We start from the raw sequence: 16,145 nt of genomic DNA, 5'->3' as shown, positions 1-16,145 counted from the left end.
CGACAGTTGAACCTTTTTACTCGACAGTTGAACCTTTTTACTCGACAGTTGAACCTTTTTACTCGACAGTTGAGCCTTTTTACTCGACAGTTGAGCCTTTTTACTCGACAGTTGAGCCTTTTTACTCGACAGTTGAACCTTTTTACTCGACAGTTGAGCCTTTTTACTCGACAGTTGAACCTTTTTACTCGACAGTTGAACCTTTTTACTCGACAGTTGAGCCTTTTTACTCGGCAGTTGAGCCTTTTTACTCGGCAGTTGAGCCTTTTTACTCCCCTTTATATTCCATCCCCTTGCTCCCTTGCCTCTTTTTAACTAAACCGTATTGATTTAAAACTCACTTTAAGGAACTCCAAAAAATAAATTATCCAATTTCACGCCCATCAAAACGACTCTCTTCTCCCCTTACCCCCTGCTCCCTGCTCCCCTGCCTTCAAAACGTACCCCTTTGGGGAAGCAAGCTACGCGTAGCGTCCCGCAGGGATGGAATATTTTTTTAATTGGAAGTCCCTTAAGGGGAACCACCAGCAGAACCACCGCCTGAACGACCTCCGCCGCCACCGGCTCCTCTTCCTCCACCTCCACCACCACCTAGACCAGGGAAAACTCCTCCTCTTGGTGTTGATTGCGGACGTGATCCTGGTGGGAAACTCAGCAATACCCTTTCATCTCCTGTCAATCCAGACTTAACTTCAGTAAAGTTATTCGCGCTGACACCAGCTTCAATACGAGTAAACACAGGTCTGTTATTCTTTCCTCTCACAAACACACCTGTGGCATTTTCTTGCCGCACCACCGAGGCAGTTGGCACTACTAAAACATTTTGAACTTGACCGACTTGAAAATCTACTTCCGCATTCATCCCAGATCGCAATAGCCTTTGAGGGTCTGAAAGTGATACTCTCACTTCAAAACTGGTGACGTTTTGCTCTACTATTGCTTGAGCAGCAATTTGGCTGACTTTACCTTCAAAGGTTTTTCCTGGATAGGCATCCGCCTGAATCGAGACTTTTTGACCAAGGCTGATTTTAGAAATATTTGTTTCCGCTAAATTTGCGACAACTTCATTTGTTGAAGCGAGAGCCAAGATTGAAGAAGAAGAAGAAGAAGCGACTTCACTGCTGGCGGTTGTAGGTGTCACGAAAGCGCCGGGATCAGCATACTTCTTTGTCACCACACCATCAAAGGGTGCGCGAATAATTGTGTCATTAATTTCGGCTTGGATATTTTGCAACGAACCGCGAGCAGATGTTACCTGGGCGCGGGCTGCGTCAATATCTTCTTGGCGCGTTCCGGCTTTTAGAAGTGCCAAAGCTTGTTGTCTCTGCTTCACCACAGCTTGGGCTTGCTCAATGTCTTCTGGACGTGACCCAGCTTTTTGTAGAGCCAGTGCTTGTTGTGCTGCATTCACAGTAGCTTGGGCGCTATCGCGATCAGCACGGCTTTGGTTGAGAGTCTGAAGGGAAATACCGCCTGCACTGTAAAGTTGTTGATTGCGGACAAGATTATCTTGTGTTTTACTTAGAGCCGCTTGAGTATTTTGTAACTGTGCCTGTGCTTGGGCAATATCTTGAGAGCGATTACCTGCTTGTACCTTTTGTAGATTCGCCTCGGCTTCGTCTAATGCTCCCTGTGATTGGGCAATATCTTGAGGACGATTGCCTGCTTGTGCCTTTTGCAGATTCGCTTCGGCTTGTGCCAATTGTCCTTGAGCAGAGGTGAGTTGCCCCCGCAGGTTGGAATCATCCATGTAAGCGACAATCTGTCCTTGTTTGACGATATCCCCTTCCTTGACTAGCAGGCTTTTCAGGATACCGGAATTTTTCGGGCTGAGGTTGATTGACCGCTCAGGTTTCACCGTTCCATTGGCTGAAACTGTGATTGTTAAACTCTGCCTTTCTACAGGTCTTGTCAGCACTCTGCGTCTGGCTTCTTGACGGGGAGCAACCGTTACTTGGTAATAAACGGCATAGCCAATTCCACCCAAAAGGCAAAGAGCAATTAGCCAAGAGAGCCAATTACGTTTCCCCTTTTTTTTCTTTACCTCTGGAACCAAAACTGATGAATCTACGGTATTTGGTGTATCAAGTTTCATATAACTTCGTTTAAAAAGAACGGCTACCAAGCTAGTTATTCACGGCTAATATAGCCTGGTAGCCCTATACCAACAATGATTTTGAGTTTTTAGTGTTTTAAAGGTTTATTTGCAGTACTAATCCACTAGGAAGTCTAAAGTAATCATCATGCACTCTAACTAATCTCCCAGCAGGGACAATTTCCTGATTAGGAAGAAGAATATCCCCGTTGGGAAGTCTGAAGTAACCTTGATTACGCAGTCTAACTATGGATCTAGCAGGAATAATTTCCCCATTGGCATATCTGATATCACCATTACCAAGTCTGACTACTCTGTTATTGAATTGGTTGTCACGGTTCCAATTATCCCGATCTCTATGGTTTCTGACTTCTACAGGATAGGGTCTGCCGTCGCGGTTCCAATTACCCCTGTCTCCATTTCTGTCTTCTCTATAGTTACGCCTGCCGTCGCGATCCCAATTTTGATTGCGATCGCCAACAACGTAGACTTTCGTCTGGGCACTTGCAGGCGCAGTCAAGAGAGTGGGAACAATCATCAGGGCAGCAGCAGCTAAGACTATCGATATTCGGTTTGCTCTCAACATAGAATTGACTCCTTATTTGTATTAAAGTTAAATTTTGCTGAGGTTTGAATTTAGCAATCTTTAGACAGTTGTTTTTGTTTTGGCATGAAGGTATTTAATCTTTTCCTCTTCGTATAAATTCATACATATTAATTATTGCTTAAAACGTCCAAACCGATGTATGACCAAAGTCATTAGTAATTCCAAACTGATGTATGACCAAAGTCATAAGTTTTTTTAATGGGCATTGGGCACTTGTACTGCCCTTCTCTTCTTAGGCTGCGCCCTAAGCGTAGCTATGCCGCAGGCTTTACGACTACGCTCAGGAACCGCGACTTGTGCCGACTTGTGCCGAGCGGACTTGTACTGAGCGACTTGTGCCGAGCGTTCGCGTAGCGTCTCGTAGAGAAGCCGAGGTAAGTCGAAGTAGCCGAGGTAAGCCGTTGGCGCAGCCTAAGAAGAGAAGTATTGGGCATTGGGAAAGAGGAGGCAGTTCTTGCTGGAGGCAGAAGTTATTTAATTTTGAATTGATTTCTCCCTCCTGCCTTTGTTTGTAAAATTTTGCTACCGTCAACAGCGTAGATCGTTTAAGCTAGCTGAAAGATTCTTTGATTACTGGCTTAAAGGCGGTAGTGTGCCTAAACATGTTCGTTTGATTTCTTTTCTAATGGTCTGTAGTTTATGGAGTATGCCAAAAGCCGCTAACGCGCAGGCATTAATACCCCATACATTGCAACTAGATGGGACAAAGTTAGAGAGGCAGGGGTTGAGCTTGGCACAAGAGGCGGCTCAACTGGCTCAGTTTCAACAGGTTGATTTAGCTTTGCCACGAGCGCGGTTAGCTACTCAACTGGCTCCTAAGAATGATAAAGTTTGGTTGCTTTTAGGTGGATTGCAACTGGCAACCAAAGAGTTTGACGGGGCGATCGCTAGCCTGAAACAAGCGCAATCTATCAACCCCAAAAATGGTGATATTTTGTTTGCTTTAGGTTCAGCTAATTTTCAGCAGAAAAATTACCAAGCAGCTGTTGTCAATTACCAAGACGGTTTGAAGTTAAAACCCAACGATCCAGAGGGGTTATTTGATTTGGGTAATGCTTACTATCTACTAGGTAAATTGCCAGATGCGATCACACAGTATGATAAAGCCGTCTCCCACGATAAAAAATTCTGGCCAGCGATCAACAATATTGGCTTAATCAACTACGAACAGGGCAATAGCTCTGAAGCGATTAAGCGATGGCAATCTGCTATAACCCTTGAGAAGCAAGCCGCAGAACCTTTATTGGCCTTAGCAGTGGCACTGTATACTAAAGGCGATCACCAACAAGGATTAAGCTACGGAGAAGCGGCACTCCGCATCGATCAGCGCTATGCTAGTTTGAATTTTCTCAAAGAAAATCTCTGGGGCGATCGTCTACTGTCTGATACGAAAAAATTCCTAGAATTACCCCGTATTCAAGCAGCCCTACAGCAACGAGAAAACTCATTATCAGCCCCTGAACAACAGCCTACTCAATAGAAGTTAGGAGTTAGGAGTTAAAAGTTAGGAGTTAGGAGTTGGAAGTTAAATATTTCAACTGTTATCAGTTATCAGTTAATTTGTCCATTGGGGGTCAGAGTTCCCCACAACTAACAAATGGTGTGTTGCTGTGGGGGTGGTCACGTAGCTCTCTGTGCCAAAGTGTCAAACGGTATTTACTGTTCCCTGTTCATTGATTTAACTCCTCACTCCTCACTCATGACTCCCAACTCTCTTATCACCACTTGCCTAACAGTACCTTTTCGTAGTACATCTATACTAAACTGACTAAATACAGGAACTAGTCGCCCAAAAACCTTTGCGAGCGAGTATTCCTGAAATTAGTCGTCAATTCTCAGTGATCAGCTGTGGGTAGAAGTGCGATGATTTGGTCAACAAACTGTTGATGGTCAACAACTGGCTTAGAAATGTAGCCATCAGCACCGCTTTGCTTGAGAAAGTTTTCGCGATCGCCTTCCATAGCATGTGCAGTTACCAAAATAACTGGTAAGTTTGCTGTTTTTGGATCGGATTTTAACATTTGTGTAATTTTGATTCCATCAACAGATTTACCTTGGTAAACGCTTCTAGACAGAGAAACATCCATCAAAATTAGGTCGGCTTCTCCTGATTGGGCAATTTTTATTACTTCTTCAACATTTTCAGTGTGTTTTACACCTAAGCCGCCACGCTTGGACAAAATTTTGGAAAAAACCCGAGCATTAATTAGATCGTCTTCGACAATTAAAACAGTTTTCATGAGATTTTTAGTTATACAGGTAGAGGTAAGGCGATTAGGCAATTCCAAATTTAAAATGAGAAAATGCAGTCATGGCAAGTATCCTGGCTATGGAGTTTATACAAATTAAGTGTGCAGCATATCATTTGATTAAAGCAGTTGTCTCGTATCTGTTTCCTTTTTAATAGTCAATGTATATCCTGTCACCAAGGATGATACTACTGCTTTTTCTTCTATGACCATGCCAATTTTAGATTTTAGATTTTAGATTAAAAATTATTTCGGTTCATGCCCCGCCCGAAGGGATGCTCTGAGCTTTGCCTTTATGGTGAGCTGAACAAATCCAAAATCCAAAATCCGACGCTCTCGACGACTCGCTCTAAGCGAAGCTATGCCAAAGGCTTTACGCTGCGCTATCAAGCTTCGTACCCTTGTGGTCGGTGTCAATCCAAAATCGGCAATTTCATTATCCAAAATTGTTTGACTATCAATATTTTGTTAGGAATCCCATTTCATCCGTTATGCTGTGGTTGCTGCAATATTGAGTTCCAACGGCTTTAGTGTAGTTAAATTTCAGGGAAAAAACTCATGGCAAAACAGTTAAACCTTCTCTCAACGGGACAGGTAATTACAACAGCCCTGCATACCGAGATGCAACGGTCTTATCTAGAATATGCCATGAGCGTAATTGTCGGGCGAGCGCTACCAGACGTGCGTGATGGCTTAAAACCTGTGCATCGCCGCATTCTATATGCCATGCACGAACTCGGTTTAGTACCAGATAGACCTTATCGAAAATGTGCCCGTGTAGTGGGTGATGTGTTAGGTAAATACCATCCTCACGGCGACCAATCAGTTTACGATGCTTTAGTCAGGCTGGTACAGGATTTTTCTAGCCGCTATCCCTTGCTGGCAGGACACGGTAACTTTGGTAGTGTCGATAATGACCCGCCAGCAGCGATGCGCTACACCGAAACGCGCCTCGCACCCATCAGCCATGAGGGAATGCTGACAGAAATTGGCGAAGAAACTGTGGAATTTTTCGGGAACTTCGATAATTCACAGCAAGAACCAACGGTGTTACCTGCTCAGTTGCCGTTTCTGTTGCTCAATGGCTGTTCTGGTATTGCTGTGGGAATGGCGACTAATGTTCCACCGCACAATTTAGGGGAAGTTGTCGATGGGTTAATTGTCTTAATCGACAACCCAGATTTGCCAGATGAAAAATTATTTGAGTTAATTCCAGGGCCAGACTTTCCCACCGGTGGGGAAATAATTGGTGAGGCGGGAATTCGGGAAGCATACACCACAGGTAAAGGTGGGATTCTGCTGCGGGGAGTTGCGACTTTGGAGGAAATTCCAGCCGCGAGGGGAAGCAAGCGACGGACGGCAATTATTATTACAGAATTGCCTTATCAAGTTAATAAGGCTGCCTGGATTGAGAAGGTCGCGGACTTAGTAAATCAAGGTCGTTTGCAAGGAATTTCTGATCTTCGGGATGAGAGCGATCGCGAAGGGATGCGGGTGGTAATTGAACTCAAACGCGATAGCAATCCCCAAGAAGTTCTCCAGCATTTATATCACCAAACTGCTTTGCAAGTGACTTTTGGGGCAATTCTCCTAGCAATCGTAAATGGACAACCCCGGCAGTTAAGTTTGCGTCAACTGTTACAGGAGTTTTTGAGTTTCCGAGAACAGACGCTGAACCGTCGCTACAATTACGAGTTAGAGAAGGCCCAAAGTCGTGTGCATTTGGTGGAAGGTTTACTCAAAGCACTATCTAATTTGGATGAGGTAATTCAAATTTTGCGGCAAGCTCCCGATGGCAGTACGGCAAAAATAAACCTTTGTAGCCGACTAGATTTGAGTGAGGCACAAGGAGATGCAATTTTAGCTATGCCGTTGCGTCGCCTCACCAGTTTAGAACAGCAAAATTTGCAGCAGGAATTTGAGCAGATAAGTGAACAAATTAGATTGTTGGATCTATTACTGAGCGATCGCCGAGAATTGCTCAAGGCGCTGAAAAAAGATTTACGATCGCTCAAGCGCAAGTACAGCGATCCCCGGCGGACAAAAATTGGAGAGGAGCAAAAGTCTAGGGCAGAGGAGCAGAAGAACAGAGGATCAGAAGATGATGAAGACAATCCAAAATCCAAAATCCAAAATCCAAAATTAGAACAGCCAGCAGAGGAAGCGGTTTTAGAATTTACCCAACGAGGTTATGTGCGCCGTACCCAGCCATCTGGGAAAAAGTCAAAAGGTGAAAATGGTCTGCATGATAATGACTTCATTATCCAAACTGTGTTGACTGACACAGAGAAAGACTTGCTAATCCTAACTGGTGGCGGCAAAGTCTATCCTGTGAAGGTGGGAGAAATTCCCCCAACTACTGGCCGTTCTCCACGGGGCAAACCTTTGATCACTATGCTCAGTAATACTGCTCAAGGTGCTCAAGAAGCTGTAGTCAGTCGCTTTTTACTGCCGGAAAATTTTGAAACTAAGCAGATGATTCTCTTAACAAAACAGGGACGAATTAAGCGGCTGTCTCTGGGAGAATTTACTAACTTAACTCGGCGTGGAATCACAATTTTGAAGCTCAAAGACGATGATGAATTGTCATTTACCCAGTTCACTAAACCAGGGGATCATCTGATTTTAGCTAGTTCAGGTGGGCGACTGTTGCGCTTTGCAGTCAATGATGAACAATTACCAATCATGGGACGCGCAGCGATGGGTTTACAAGCATTTCGACTATTGAGAAATCAGGAAATGGTTGGCTGTGTCACTGTTGGTAAAGATGACCAACTGCTGCTAGTTACTCAAGAAGGATATGCCAAACGGATGGCTGCAAGTCAGTTAAGAGCGGCTAATCGCGGCGATTTAGGCACGCAAGCGCTGAAATTCGCTAGCAAAACTGACAACTTAGCTGGTATGGTTATTGCGATCGCATCTGGCGAAATAGCTTTTGTGACGAATAAGGAGCGGGTAGTGCGGATTCCTGTAGACACAGTGCCAATATTGGGTAAAGATGTCAAAGGTGAAAGCATCCTCCAACTCAACCGTGATGAAAAAATTATCACCGTCGTCGAAGTACGAACTTAATCAGGGTGATGTTCAACTTGCGACAAGCCAACTTGCAGGACTTAGAGGTGCTGATCCAACTGCGTCTCTAGTTCCTGCGTGAGGCTAGCGATATCAAAGGTGATTTTGACACTGCAAACCTAGCAGAAGTAACTCGAAAATATCTTGGCGAAAAAATGCCGTCGGGTAAGTTTTTAGCTTGGGTGGCATCGAGAGTAACTGCGAAGACAGATTGAGTAGCAAGCATTCTCCTTACCAACTCTACATCAGTGGCCAAAATTTCTAAGCAGCTTAACTCGTCTATTAGGTTCTACATACTATGTTCTGTTACACGAAAATCTTGTTCATAAACGAACTGCCGTGCTTAATCGAGTGTGCCAAAATTATTATTTACTAAAGACCTGCCTGTAAGGTTAGTACCTATTTATAATAGCTTTTCTAAACCTGAGTCATCTTGTTGCGATCGCCTACGGCAAGCGGATACGCCATCGCATTAAACTAGCTGTGTCAATGAAATTAGGAGTAATCCAAACACTACCATAAGAGCTTATTTATAAAGTAAATCTAAAGGCAAGTAGAAAGGAATTTTTGCAAGGATAAGATACCCCATATACAGTGTATTTACATAGTTGCTCATGGCACGAAAGTCTTACCCGATAGACTTAAATGATATAGAGTGAGAAATCTTGGCTCCCTTGATTCCACCAACCAAATCTGGAGGGCATCCTCTCCTAAAGGGAGACGCTTTGCGAACGCACAACTGAGATGCGAGCAGTATGCAATGCAATCTACTATCACTTGAAAACTGGATGCCAATGGAATATGCTTCCGGGAGACTTTCTACTCCTTTCAACGGTATATAGCTACTACCGCAAATGGCAGCGCAAGGGGGTTTGGGAAAAATTAAATCATATACTACGTGGCCAAGTTCGCTCAAAATTAGGTAAATCAACACAGCCAACAGCGTTAGCAAAGCTCGCCGTAGGCATCGCCGCAGACAGTCAATCGGTCAGAACAACTGAAAAAAGGGAGCCAGTGCGTTGGGCGGCTCTGCCGAATTTTTTATTTATAAACACCCTCTTAAAGAATTCAGAAATAGGGACTTCCGGCTTACTTGGTGTCTAAGTTAACCTTAAAATCAGTTTTATCTAAGATATTATTTAAATTTGAAGATTTTCATGGATAAATAAAAAAACAATTTATCTATTAATTAGCATCTATAATTTTGAAAACTACGTGTATTTTTATACCAAAAATATTGTTTACACTATTGCTCAAGTTTCAATTATGCTTTCTCAAACTCTTAGCTTTGCATTTTTAGAGTTTGATACTAAATCGTTACTTCTGTAAGTTTATTAGCCAGAAAGTGGTACATTTATATACAAATTTTTATAAATAAAGATTCTTCAAAACGAAAATGTATATTTTATAAAGTTTATGTTTAGGTATATTTTCATAAAATGAATTTTTGATGAAGTGTGGCGAGAAATTTGCAACATTGTTTTCTCATGGTATTCTAGTAAGTAATTATATGTAAAAATAAATTTTGAGATGAAACTCTAGTTAAAATTACATATAGTTAAAAACAATCAAACAACCTAGTCTTAAGATAATGTAAAAACATCATTAAATCTACTTAAATAAATATAAGTAAGCTGCGAGTTGCTCACCAAACGCTAGTTTACATTAGCCCTTAGTCTTGTCAAAAACTCCGTTTTGACATTCAAGAAAATTCACCAGAAACCTGTAAAGCACATCATTGTAGAGTTATCTATGGATAGTTTTCGCTCTCAGGCAGATTTATGTTAGCTATTGTGTTCCAATGTCCAAAAAGAGTACTTATATACACTCAATTTGAGTACAAATTTTTATAAATCGGCTTAGTTTCCAGCCAAAATTGCAGATATGTCTGTGAGCCTGGATAAATTCTATGGTATGTCAGAAAACTAATAAACACTTCCTGGATAGAATTAAGAACACTTATCAATCCAGTTTAATTTTGATGCACAAGTTAATGGTTTTTTGTCCACAAATTTGTGGCATAGGACTCAATGTTCTTATATATGCATCCACTATGACATAGATATTGCGATCGCACTAAAACTAGTCTGGAAACATAACTCGGTGATACAGAATACATCTGCAATTCACAATTGGACAAAGCCTAAATTGATTGTCCCAATTGTCAAGCAAGGAAACTGTTATGTCTCCAAGTATAACTCTGAGCAAGCAAGTTTAGCATACTCTACTCCGATAATATCGGGTCTTGCCATAATACAGCAACCGTCCGACAAGCTGCATAGTATCTAGTTGCTAACTTTTAGACATAAGCTTAGATGATCATTTTAATATCAGTCCCTTCAACATAACCTTCCTAATTTTGTTGTCTATTTACTGAAGTGGAAATTGAATTGTACAGAAGGCTTGACCAAAATCTGAAACGGTCAAAACGTTGGCCTGTTTACTGTCCGGTTCATAGCTACTATTTAGATTGAGGCAAATATACTATGAAATCTATCTCGCAAACTTCAAACATTAAAATTATTCCTTATATTATATTGTTTGTCAGTATTTTATTTAGTATTTCTGGTCAATTGCTGATGAAGTATACTATGAGTCATGCAGATGAAGGATTATTTAATTGGGTATTTATTCAAAAATTAGTATTAGCTATTAGTGTTTATTGCTTAGGAGTATTAAATTGGATATTAGCTCTGCGCTCTGTAAAATTGAGTATTGCTTATCCACTGACTAGTTTAAACTATGTCGGGATATTTTTCGGTTCGTACTATTTTTTTAATGAAGAGATTACACTAACTAGAATAGCAGGAGTAATCACTATTTTTTTGGGTGTTCTCTTAGTGGTTATTCCCCTGAAAAAATCTACATCAGGAATTTATAGTAAATCTCATCAAGAAGATTGACAAATGAACATCATTACTTGGCTAGTCTTAATGCTTGTAGTTTTATTCGGAACAACAGCGAACCTATCACTAAAGTATGGACTTCACATTTCTAGCCATACTAAGGGAGCAAGCGCATCTATCCAAAATCTGTTATTGTCTCGTTATTTTTGGATTTGGTTTATCTGCTATACATTTATGACTATATTATGGCTTTATGTATTGCGGACAATTCCTCTGAGTCAAGCATTCCCAGTTTTAGGATTAATGTATGCATTTGTACCAATTGCTTCTCACTATCTTCTAAAAGAGCAGGTTATATTTAGGCAGTGGTTAGGAATTTCCATTATTATAACTGGTGTAATTCTGGTTGTAAATTAATAGTCAAAGGGGTAGACAGCAAGGCTATTAATACTACAATTTTTTAAAGATAAATCTAAAAAGTATTTGTACAGAAATTTCAATTAAATTTATGAATATAGGCATCATTGGCGGGGGTATAACTGGGCTAGTATTAGCCCAACGTCTTTCAAACCAAGGACATAAAGTAACTGTATTTGATAGTAATAAACAGCTTGGTGGACTTACCACTTATCATGATTATGGGTTATTTACCTGGGATCGGTTTTATCACGTTATCCTTCCTTCTGATACTCATTTAATAAATTTTCTCAGAGATATTGGTCTTGGAGATAAGCTGCGTTGGCATCGAAGTTTAACAGGTTTTTATGAGAATAAAAAATTTTATTCTATCAGCAACTCTATAGAATTCTTGCGCTTTCCTTTATTTGGAATTATAAGTAAAATTAGATTAGCTTTTACTCTATTGTATGGTTCACGCCTTAATAACTGGCAGCGCTTAGAAAAAATATTAGTTAAAGATTGGCTATTGAAACTTGGTGGTAAAAACACATACGAGAAACTCTGGAAACCCTTGCTTCTATCGAAATTGGGAGATAACTATAAGCGAATATCAGCAGTTTTTATTTGGGCTTATATCAAACGGTTATTTTCAGCGCGGGATTCTTCATTAAATAAAGAACAACTTGGTTATATTTCAGGCGGTTACAAAACTGTTTTTGACCATATAGAAAAATTAATTTACGCGGCCGGGGGTGATATCCACACAGGTGTTGCGGTGGAATATATTGCACCTCATCCAGAGGGTGGAATGTGGGTAGAATATCAGGGCAAAAAGGAACATTTTGATAAAGTCATCTTTACTGGCCCAGTGAATATTTTGCAACAAGTTACTGCTAAAGAACTGGTGAAAGTTTCAGACACAGGTGAAACAGTAGAATACCTGGGTGTCATCTGCATGGTACTTATTACTCGCAAAGCTCTAATTCCTTATTACGTAGTAAATATTGCTGATAGAAATGTTCCCTTTACTGGAGTCATCGGTATGAGTAACTTAGTTTCTTTGCAAGAGACAGCAGGGTACTATATCACATTCCTACCAAAATATATCCTTTCCACTGATCCGTTGTTAAAACAGCCAGATGATGAATTGCGCCAAGTATTTTTCCAAGGTATACGTTTGATGTTTCCAGAACTCAAAGCAGATGATATTGTCGCAGCACATATTAATCGAGCTATTAAAGTACAGCCACTACAAGTTTTAAATTATTCAAACCTTGTTCCAAAAGTGAGTACTGAAAACAATGATTTTTTCGTTGTCAATACCTCACAGTTGGTTAACGATAGCGTCAACAACAACGCAGTAGTTCGACAGGTTGATGAATTTCTCAAGAAATCAACATTAGTGAATTATTGAAAATTGAGAATAATATTTTAAAAATCATACGAGGTACTTATGAGTCTTTTTGTTCTTTTACCCGCATATAATGAGCAAGAATCAATTCGCCCCTTGTTCAAAAAGTTTCAGATATTGCAGCAAATATCTAATATGGATATCCAGTTGATTCTTGTCGATGATGGTAGCAAGGATACAACTGCTCAGACTGCTTTAGATGAATGTCAATCCCAGAGGATATCACTAAGATTAGTCCAACATGCCAAAAATGCTGGTTTAGGTCAAGCAATTAAAACAGGTTTCACGACTTTCTTAGAAATTTCTAAAGAAGGCGATTTTTTAGCCGCGATGGATTGCGACAACACTCAACCACCAGAACTGTTAATCAAGATGTATGAGACGATGATAGCTGGTAGCTATGATATTGCGATCGCATCCAGATATCGAAAAGGCTCTAAAGTCATAGGCTTATCAATATTTAGAGAGATAATGAGTTATGGAGCAAGCTGGCTTTTTAGAATAGCAGCCCGTGTATCAGGTGTAAGAGATTACACTTGCGGTTACAGACTGTATAACCGTACTTTCGTCAGCAAACTAAATATGTATTATGGCGAGAATTTATTCACTGAAAGTGGATTTGCTTGCATGATAGATTTACTGCTGAAAGCCAAACCGCTAAAACCAAAAATTGTAGAAATTCCAATGGTTTTGAGATACGATCAAAAGCCGACTGCCAGCAAAATGAAAATTATTAAAACTATTACTCGAATTCTCAAGCTATTGTTTAAAAATTTAACATCAACAGCGCCAACTGTTAGTAATTTAGATCAGACTTTTAATCAGCAAGAAACAGTAAGAATTCCATTAAAAATGACAAATCGTAAATAAACCTGAGAATGAATAAGCTCTCACTAAGAATTAACTGGATAGAAAAATAGTAATTTATCAACGGCATCATTCTAAGGACGAGCAAGGCAGAAACCAAAAATAAGTTTGATAAAATTGTTGCTTCTACCAATATATGTGGATCTTTTTTTATATAGTTTAAGAAATTGGAAGACAGTCTTATACTGCCTTCCAATTATTTATGTATGAATGTTTATACTTTCTGTTTTGCTCATTCTCTGCGTATAAAACATGACACCCAGTATTGCAACTGCTTCTCTAAACATTCTTTTCACTTATTACCAGGGTGGAACTATGTCATAGATATTTTGAATATTTTGCTTCATGCCAAGGTTAGTAACAGTGACAAGATATTGTAATAACGCATCAACATCCTTAATAGCTTTAGCAGTAAGCCGAACTTTTCCAGTTGGTGTTTGTGTCCAAGAACATGCAGGGATGGGAAAGCCATGAGCAAAACTATGCCTTACTTGCAGAATATCGTTTAGCATCTGGCGAGTGGATTCATGCTTCTTTTTGACCAAACACAATCGTTGATAGGGTCATAGCCAGTATATTGAAACAAAAGTTTACACGAATTATCTGCATTTGGTGTATTAAATTGTTTAAGCGATCGCTTTTTAAAGGGCGTTAGTTGCAATATTTCACTTACGCTTAAGAGCCAAGTAAGTTTTCCAGGTGAGGAAACCCCTACTACTTAATTGCCGACTCTGACTTTCACTGATTTGTTAGACTGAACACACCAGGATTTTTCAGTCAAATCTCTGAACTACGCCAGCAGACGAGGCTACCCATGCTTACAAGTACGCTACTTCTCTCGAATCAACTTCCCACCCTGCAATATTCCTCCACACCAGAGCGTTTCGATGAAACCTGGGAAGCCCCCCTGGCTACCCTCCTGGGACTAGGACGCTCCGCAGGTGCTGACTTCATCGAATTATTTTTAGAACGTCGCAACTATATTAGTTCTCTTGCAGAAGACGACTCCATCACCAGTATTTCACCCAGTCTGTCTACAGGCGCGGGAGTCAGAGTATTTCGCGGCAAAGCTGATTGCTACGTTAGCACCAATGACCTTTCTTTTTCCGGTTTGAAAGCAGCTTTAGAAAAAGGTCTTTCTATCTTAGGATTGCAGCTACCCACTGCTAAAGCTTTCATCCCAGAAATTAATCTGGAATTACTGAGAGATTATGCTACCAAAAGAGGTAAAGATGCATGGTTACCAGCATGTAGCTCTATCCGAGAAATGGGAGAAGTCCTCCTTGATGGTACTGCTCACCTGAAGCAAAAAGCTAGCCATGTTCAATCACGCCGTGCTACCTATTTCCGGGATTGGCAAGAAGTTTTAATCGCCGCCAGTGACGGCACTTTTGCTCGTGACATTCGCCTCACTCAGTCAGTAGGATTTAACCTGTTGTGTGCTGATGGTGCTAATCGTGCTTCCATCGGTGAACGCGTTGGTAATACCAGCGATGCCAACTTCTTGAGGACTTGGGATTCTCAACAAGCTGCCGAAAAAATAGCAGAATCTGCTGGTAAAATGCTTTACGCCGATTACGTAGAATCAGGTACTTACCCGATTATTATGGCTAATCACTTTGGCGGCGTAATCTTCCACGAAGCTTGCGGACACCTGCTAGAAACTACTCAAATTGAACGTAATACCACTCCCTTTGCTGACAAAAAAGGCGAAAAAATTGCCCACGAAAGTTTAACAGCCTGGGATGAAGGGCGTTCTGAAAATGCTTTCGGGACGATTGACATGGATGACGAAGGTATGCCTGCTCAAAGAACCCTATTAATTGAAAAAGGCGTTCTCAAAAACTTCTTAGCAGATAGAACAGGTTCTGCACGCACCGGACATCCCAGAACTGGAAGTGGACGCCGCCAAAATTATACCTTTGCTGCTGCTAGCCGGATGCGTAATACTTATATTGATTCTGGCGAATATAGCATTGATGATTTATTTACCTCTGTTGATAAAGGTATTTACTGTAAAAAGATGGGTGGCGGAAGCGTCGGTGCTACAGGCCAATTTAACTTTAGTGTTGATGAAGCTTATTTGATTGAAAATGGCAAAATCACCAAACCGCTAAAGGGAGCAATTCTTATCGGTGAAGCTAAGGAAATTATGAACAAAATTTCTATGTGTTCCCAAGATTTGGAAATTGCACCTGGTTTTTGTGGTTCCGTCAGTGGCAGTATTTACACCACAGTAGGACAACCTCACATCAAGGTTGATTCTATTACCGTCGGTGGAAGATAATAATTTTGGATTTGAGATTTTGGATTTTGGATTGTGAATGCTCAGGATATTGCGTCAATAAAAAGCTACGAAGAAATATAAGTTATAAGCTAAACCACCACATATAGTTTGCATAATATTAAATAATACATTTATTGTAGGTTTGGCGTCTCGCCTCCCAATATATGCAAATTTTATGTGGAACAGCTTAACATCCAAAATCCAAAAATATAATATCCAAAATGAAATTGCTTCCAATTAAAAATCGTTCGACTGAGCGTTCGCGTAGCGTCTCGTAGAGAAGCCGAAGTCTAAAATTAAAAATCCAAAATT

At 40.6% G+C, this 16,145-nt stretch carries 12 protein-coding genes and 1 pseudogene; 8 read left to right on the top strand and 5 right to left on the bottom strand.

The genetic code is table 11. From position 1 onward, the window contains the following. Positions 1–511 precede the first annotated feature (511 nt). The 3 genes from V7L20_RS15800 to V7L20_RS15790 all read right to left on the bottom strand — a co-directional run bounded on the left by V7L20_RS15800 (position 512) and on the right by V7L20_RS15790 (position 3,234). Entirely contained in the window at positions 512–2,095 is a 1,584-nt protein-coding gene (locus V7L20_RS15800; protein WP_334744995.1) for an efflux RND transporter periplasmic adaptor subunit, read from the bottom strand. Positions 2,096–2,192: 97 nt separating this feature from the next. Next, the gene (locus V7L20_RS15795; protein WP_334744994.1) at positions 2,193–2,681 is read right to left on the bottom strand and encodes a hypothetical protein; all 489 of its coding nucleotides are present in this window, start codon (positions 2,679–2,681) and stop codon (positions 2,193–2,195) included. Between the two features lie 301 nt (positions 2,682–2,982). Then, positions 2,983–3,234, bottom strand: a complete 252-nt coding sequence (locus V7L20_RS15790) for a hypothetical protein (RefSeq protein ID WP_334744993.1) — start codon at positions 3,232–3,234, stop codon at positions 2,983–2,985. Between the two features lie 60 nt (positions 3,235–3,294). Here V7L20_RS15790 and V7L20_RS15785 point away from each other — a divergent pair, with 60 nt between their 5' ends. After that, positions 3,295–4,182 carry a tetratricopeptide repeat protein gene (locus V7L20_RS15785; RefSeq protein ID WP_334744992.1) on the top strand — a complete coding sequence of 296 codons (888 nt, stop codon included), beginning with the start codon at positions 3,295–3,297 and terminating at the stop codon, positions 4,180–4,182. Positions 4,183–4,537: 355 nt separating this feature from the next. Here the strand turns inward: V7L20_RS15785 and V7L20_RS15780 are convergent, their stop codons facing one another. Next, entirely contained in the window at positions 4,538–4,942 is a 405-nt protein-coding gene (locus tag V7L20_RS15780; RefSeq protein WP_334744991.1) for a response regulator, read from the bottom strand. Positions 4,943–5,509: 567 nt separating this feature from the next. On the opposite strand from V7L20_RS15780, the gene gyrA reads away from it, so the two are divergent. The 6 genes and pseudogenes from gyrA to V7L20_RS15750 all read left to right on the top strand — a co-directional run bounded on the left by gyrA (position 5,510) and on the right by V7L20_RS15750 (position 13,549). Beyond that, entirely contained in the window at positions 5,510–8,023 is a 2,514-nt protein-coding gene (gyrA, locus tag V7L20_RS15775; protein ID WP_334744990.1) for a DNA gyrase subunit A, read from the top strand. A 662-nt stretch (positions 8,024–8,685) separates the two neighbouring features. Further along, a pseudogene (locus V7L20_RS15770) lies at positions 8,686–9,040 on the top strand (transposase); the annotation flags it as partial. Positions 9,041–10,509: 1,469 nt separating this feature from the next. Beyond that, positions 10,510–10,926, top strand: a complete 417-nt coding sequence (locus tag V7L20_RS15765; RefSeq protein WP_334744989.1) for an EamA family transporter — start codon at positions 10,510–10,512, stop codon at positions 10,924–10,926. Positions 10,927–10,929: 3 nt separating this feature from the next. After that, positions 10,930–11,286 carry an EamA family transporter gene (locus V7L20_RS15760; protein ID WP_334744988.1) on the top strand — a complete coding sequence of 119 codons (357 nt, stop codon included), beginning with the start codon at positions 10,930–10,932 and terminating at the stop codon, positions 11,284–11,286. Between the two features lie 91 nt (positions 11,287–11,377). Beyond that, on the top strand, positions 11,378–12,682 hold the full coding sequence (locus V7L20_RS15755) for an NAD(P)/FAD-dependent oxidoreductase (RefSeq protein ID WP_334744987.1): 1,305 nt from the start codon (positions 11,378–11,380) through the stop codon (positions 12,680–12,682). Positions 12,683–12,721: 39 nt separating this feature from the next. Beyond that, positions 12,722–13,549 carry a glycosyltransferase gene (locus V7L20_RS15750; RefSeq protein WP_334744986.1) on the top strand — a complete coding sequence of 276 codons (828 nt, stop codon included), beginning with the start codon at positions 12,722–12,724 and terminating at the stop codon, positions 13,547–13,549. A 296-nt stretch (positions 13,550–13,845) separates the two neighbouring features. On the opposite strand, the gene V7L20_RS15745 is transcribed toward V7L20_RS15750, so the two are convergent. Beyond that, positions 13,846–14,058, bottom strand: coding sequence for a hypothetical protein (locus V7L20_RS15745; RefSeq protein WP_334744985.1), 213 nt, complete (start codon positions 14,056–14,058; stop codon positions 13,846–13,848). 302 nt (positions 14,059–14,360) lie between these two features. Between V7L20_RS15745 and V7L20_RS15740 the strand changes: the two genes are divergently transcribed. Beyond that, positions 14,361–15,833: a TldD/PmbA family protein gene (locus V7L20_RS15740; protein ID WP_334744984.1), complete on the top strand. Its 1,473-nt coding sequence runs from the start codon at positions 14,361–14,363 to the stop codon at positions 15,831–15,833. Positions 15,834–16,145: the final 312 nt, after the last annotated feature.

This window comes from Nostoc sp., from assembly GCF_036916735.1.
Taxonomy (GTDB): Bacteria; Cyanobacteriota; Cyanobacteriia; order Cyanobacteriales; family Nostocaceae; genus Nostoc.
This window is presented reverse-complemented; position numbering and strand designations above follow the sequence as displayed.

What these genes read in the sequence shown, in the direction of transcription:
- V7L20_RS15800 (WP_334744995.1), bottom strand. Translation starts at nt 2,095, where the DNA reads ATGAAACTTGATACACCAAATACCGTAGATTCATCAGTTTTGGTTCCA.
- V7L20_RS15765 (WP_334744989.1), top strand. Translation starts at nt 10,510, where the DNA reads ATGAAATCTATCTCGCAAACTTCAAACATTAAAATTATTCCTTATATT.
- V7L20_RS15780 (WP_334744991.1), bottom strand. Translation starts at nt 4,942, where the DNA reads ATGAAAACTGTTTTAATTGTCGAAGACGATCTAATTAATGCTCGGGTT.
- V7L20_RS15745 (WP_334744985.1), bottom strand. Translation starts at nt 14,058, where the DNA reads ATGCTAAACGATATTCTGCAAGTAAGGCATAGTTTTGCTCATGGCTTT.
- V7L20_RS15750 (WP_334744986.1), top strand. Translation starts at nt 12,722, where the DNA reads ATGAGTCTTTTTGTTCTTTTACCCGCATATAATGAGCAAGAATCAATT.
- V7L20_RS15760 (WP_334744988.1), top strand. Translation starts at nt 10,930, where the DNA reads ATGAACATCATTACTTGGCTAGTCTTAATGCTTGTAGTTTTATTCGGA.
- V7L20_RS15795 (WP_334744994.1), bottom strand. Translation starts at nt 2,681, where the DNA reads ATGTTGAGAGCAAACCGAATATCGATAGTCTTAGCTGCTGCTGCCCTG.
- V7L20_RS15740 (WP_334744984.1), top strand. Translation starts at nt 14,361, where the DNA reads ATGCTTACAAGTACGCTACTTCTCTCGAATCAACTTCCCACCCTGCAA.
- gyrA (WP_334744990.1), top strand. Translation starts at nt 5,510, where the DNA reads ATGGCAAAACAGTTAAACCTTCTCTCAACGGGACAGGTAATTACAACA.
- V7L20_RS15755 (WP_334744987.1), top strand. Translation starts at nt 11,378, where the DNA reads ATGAATATAGGCATCATTGGCGGGGGTATAACTGGGCTAGTATTAGCC.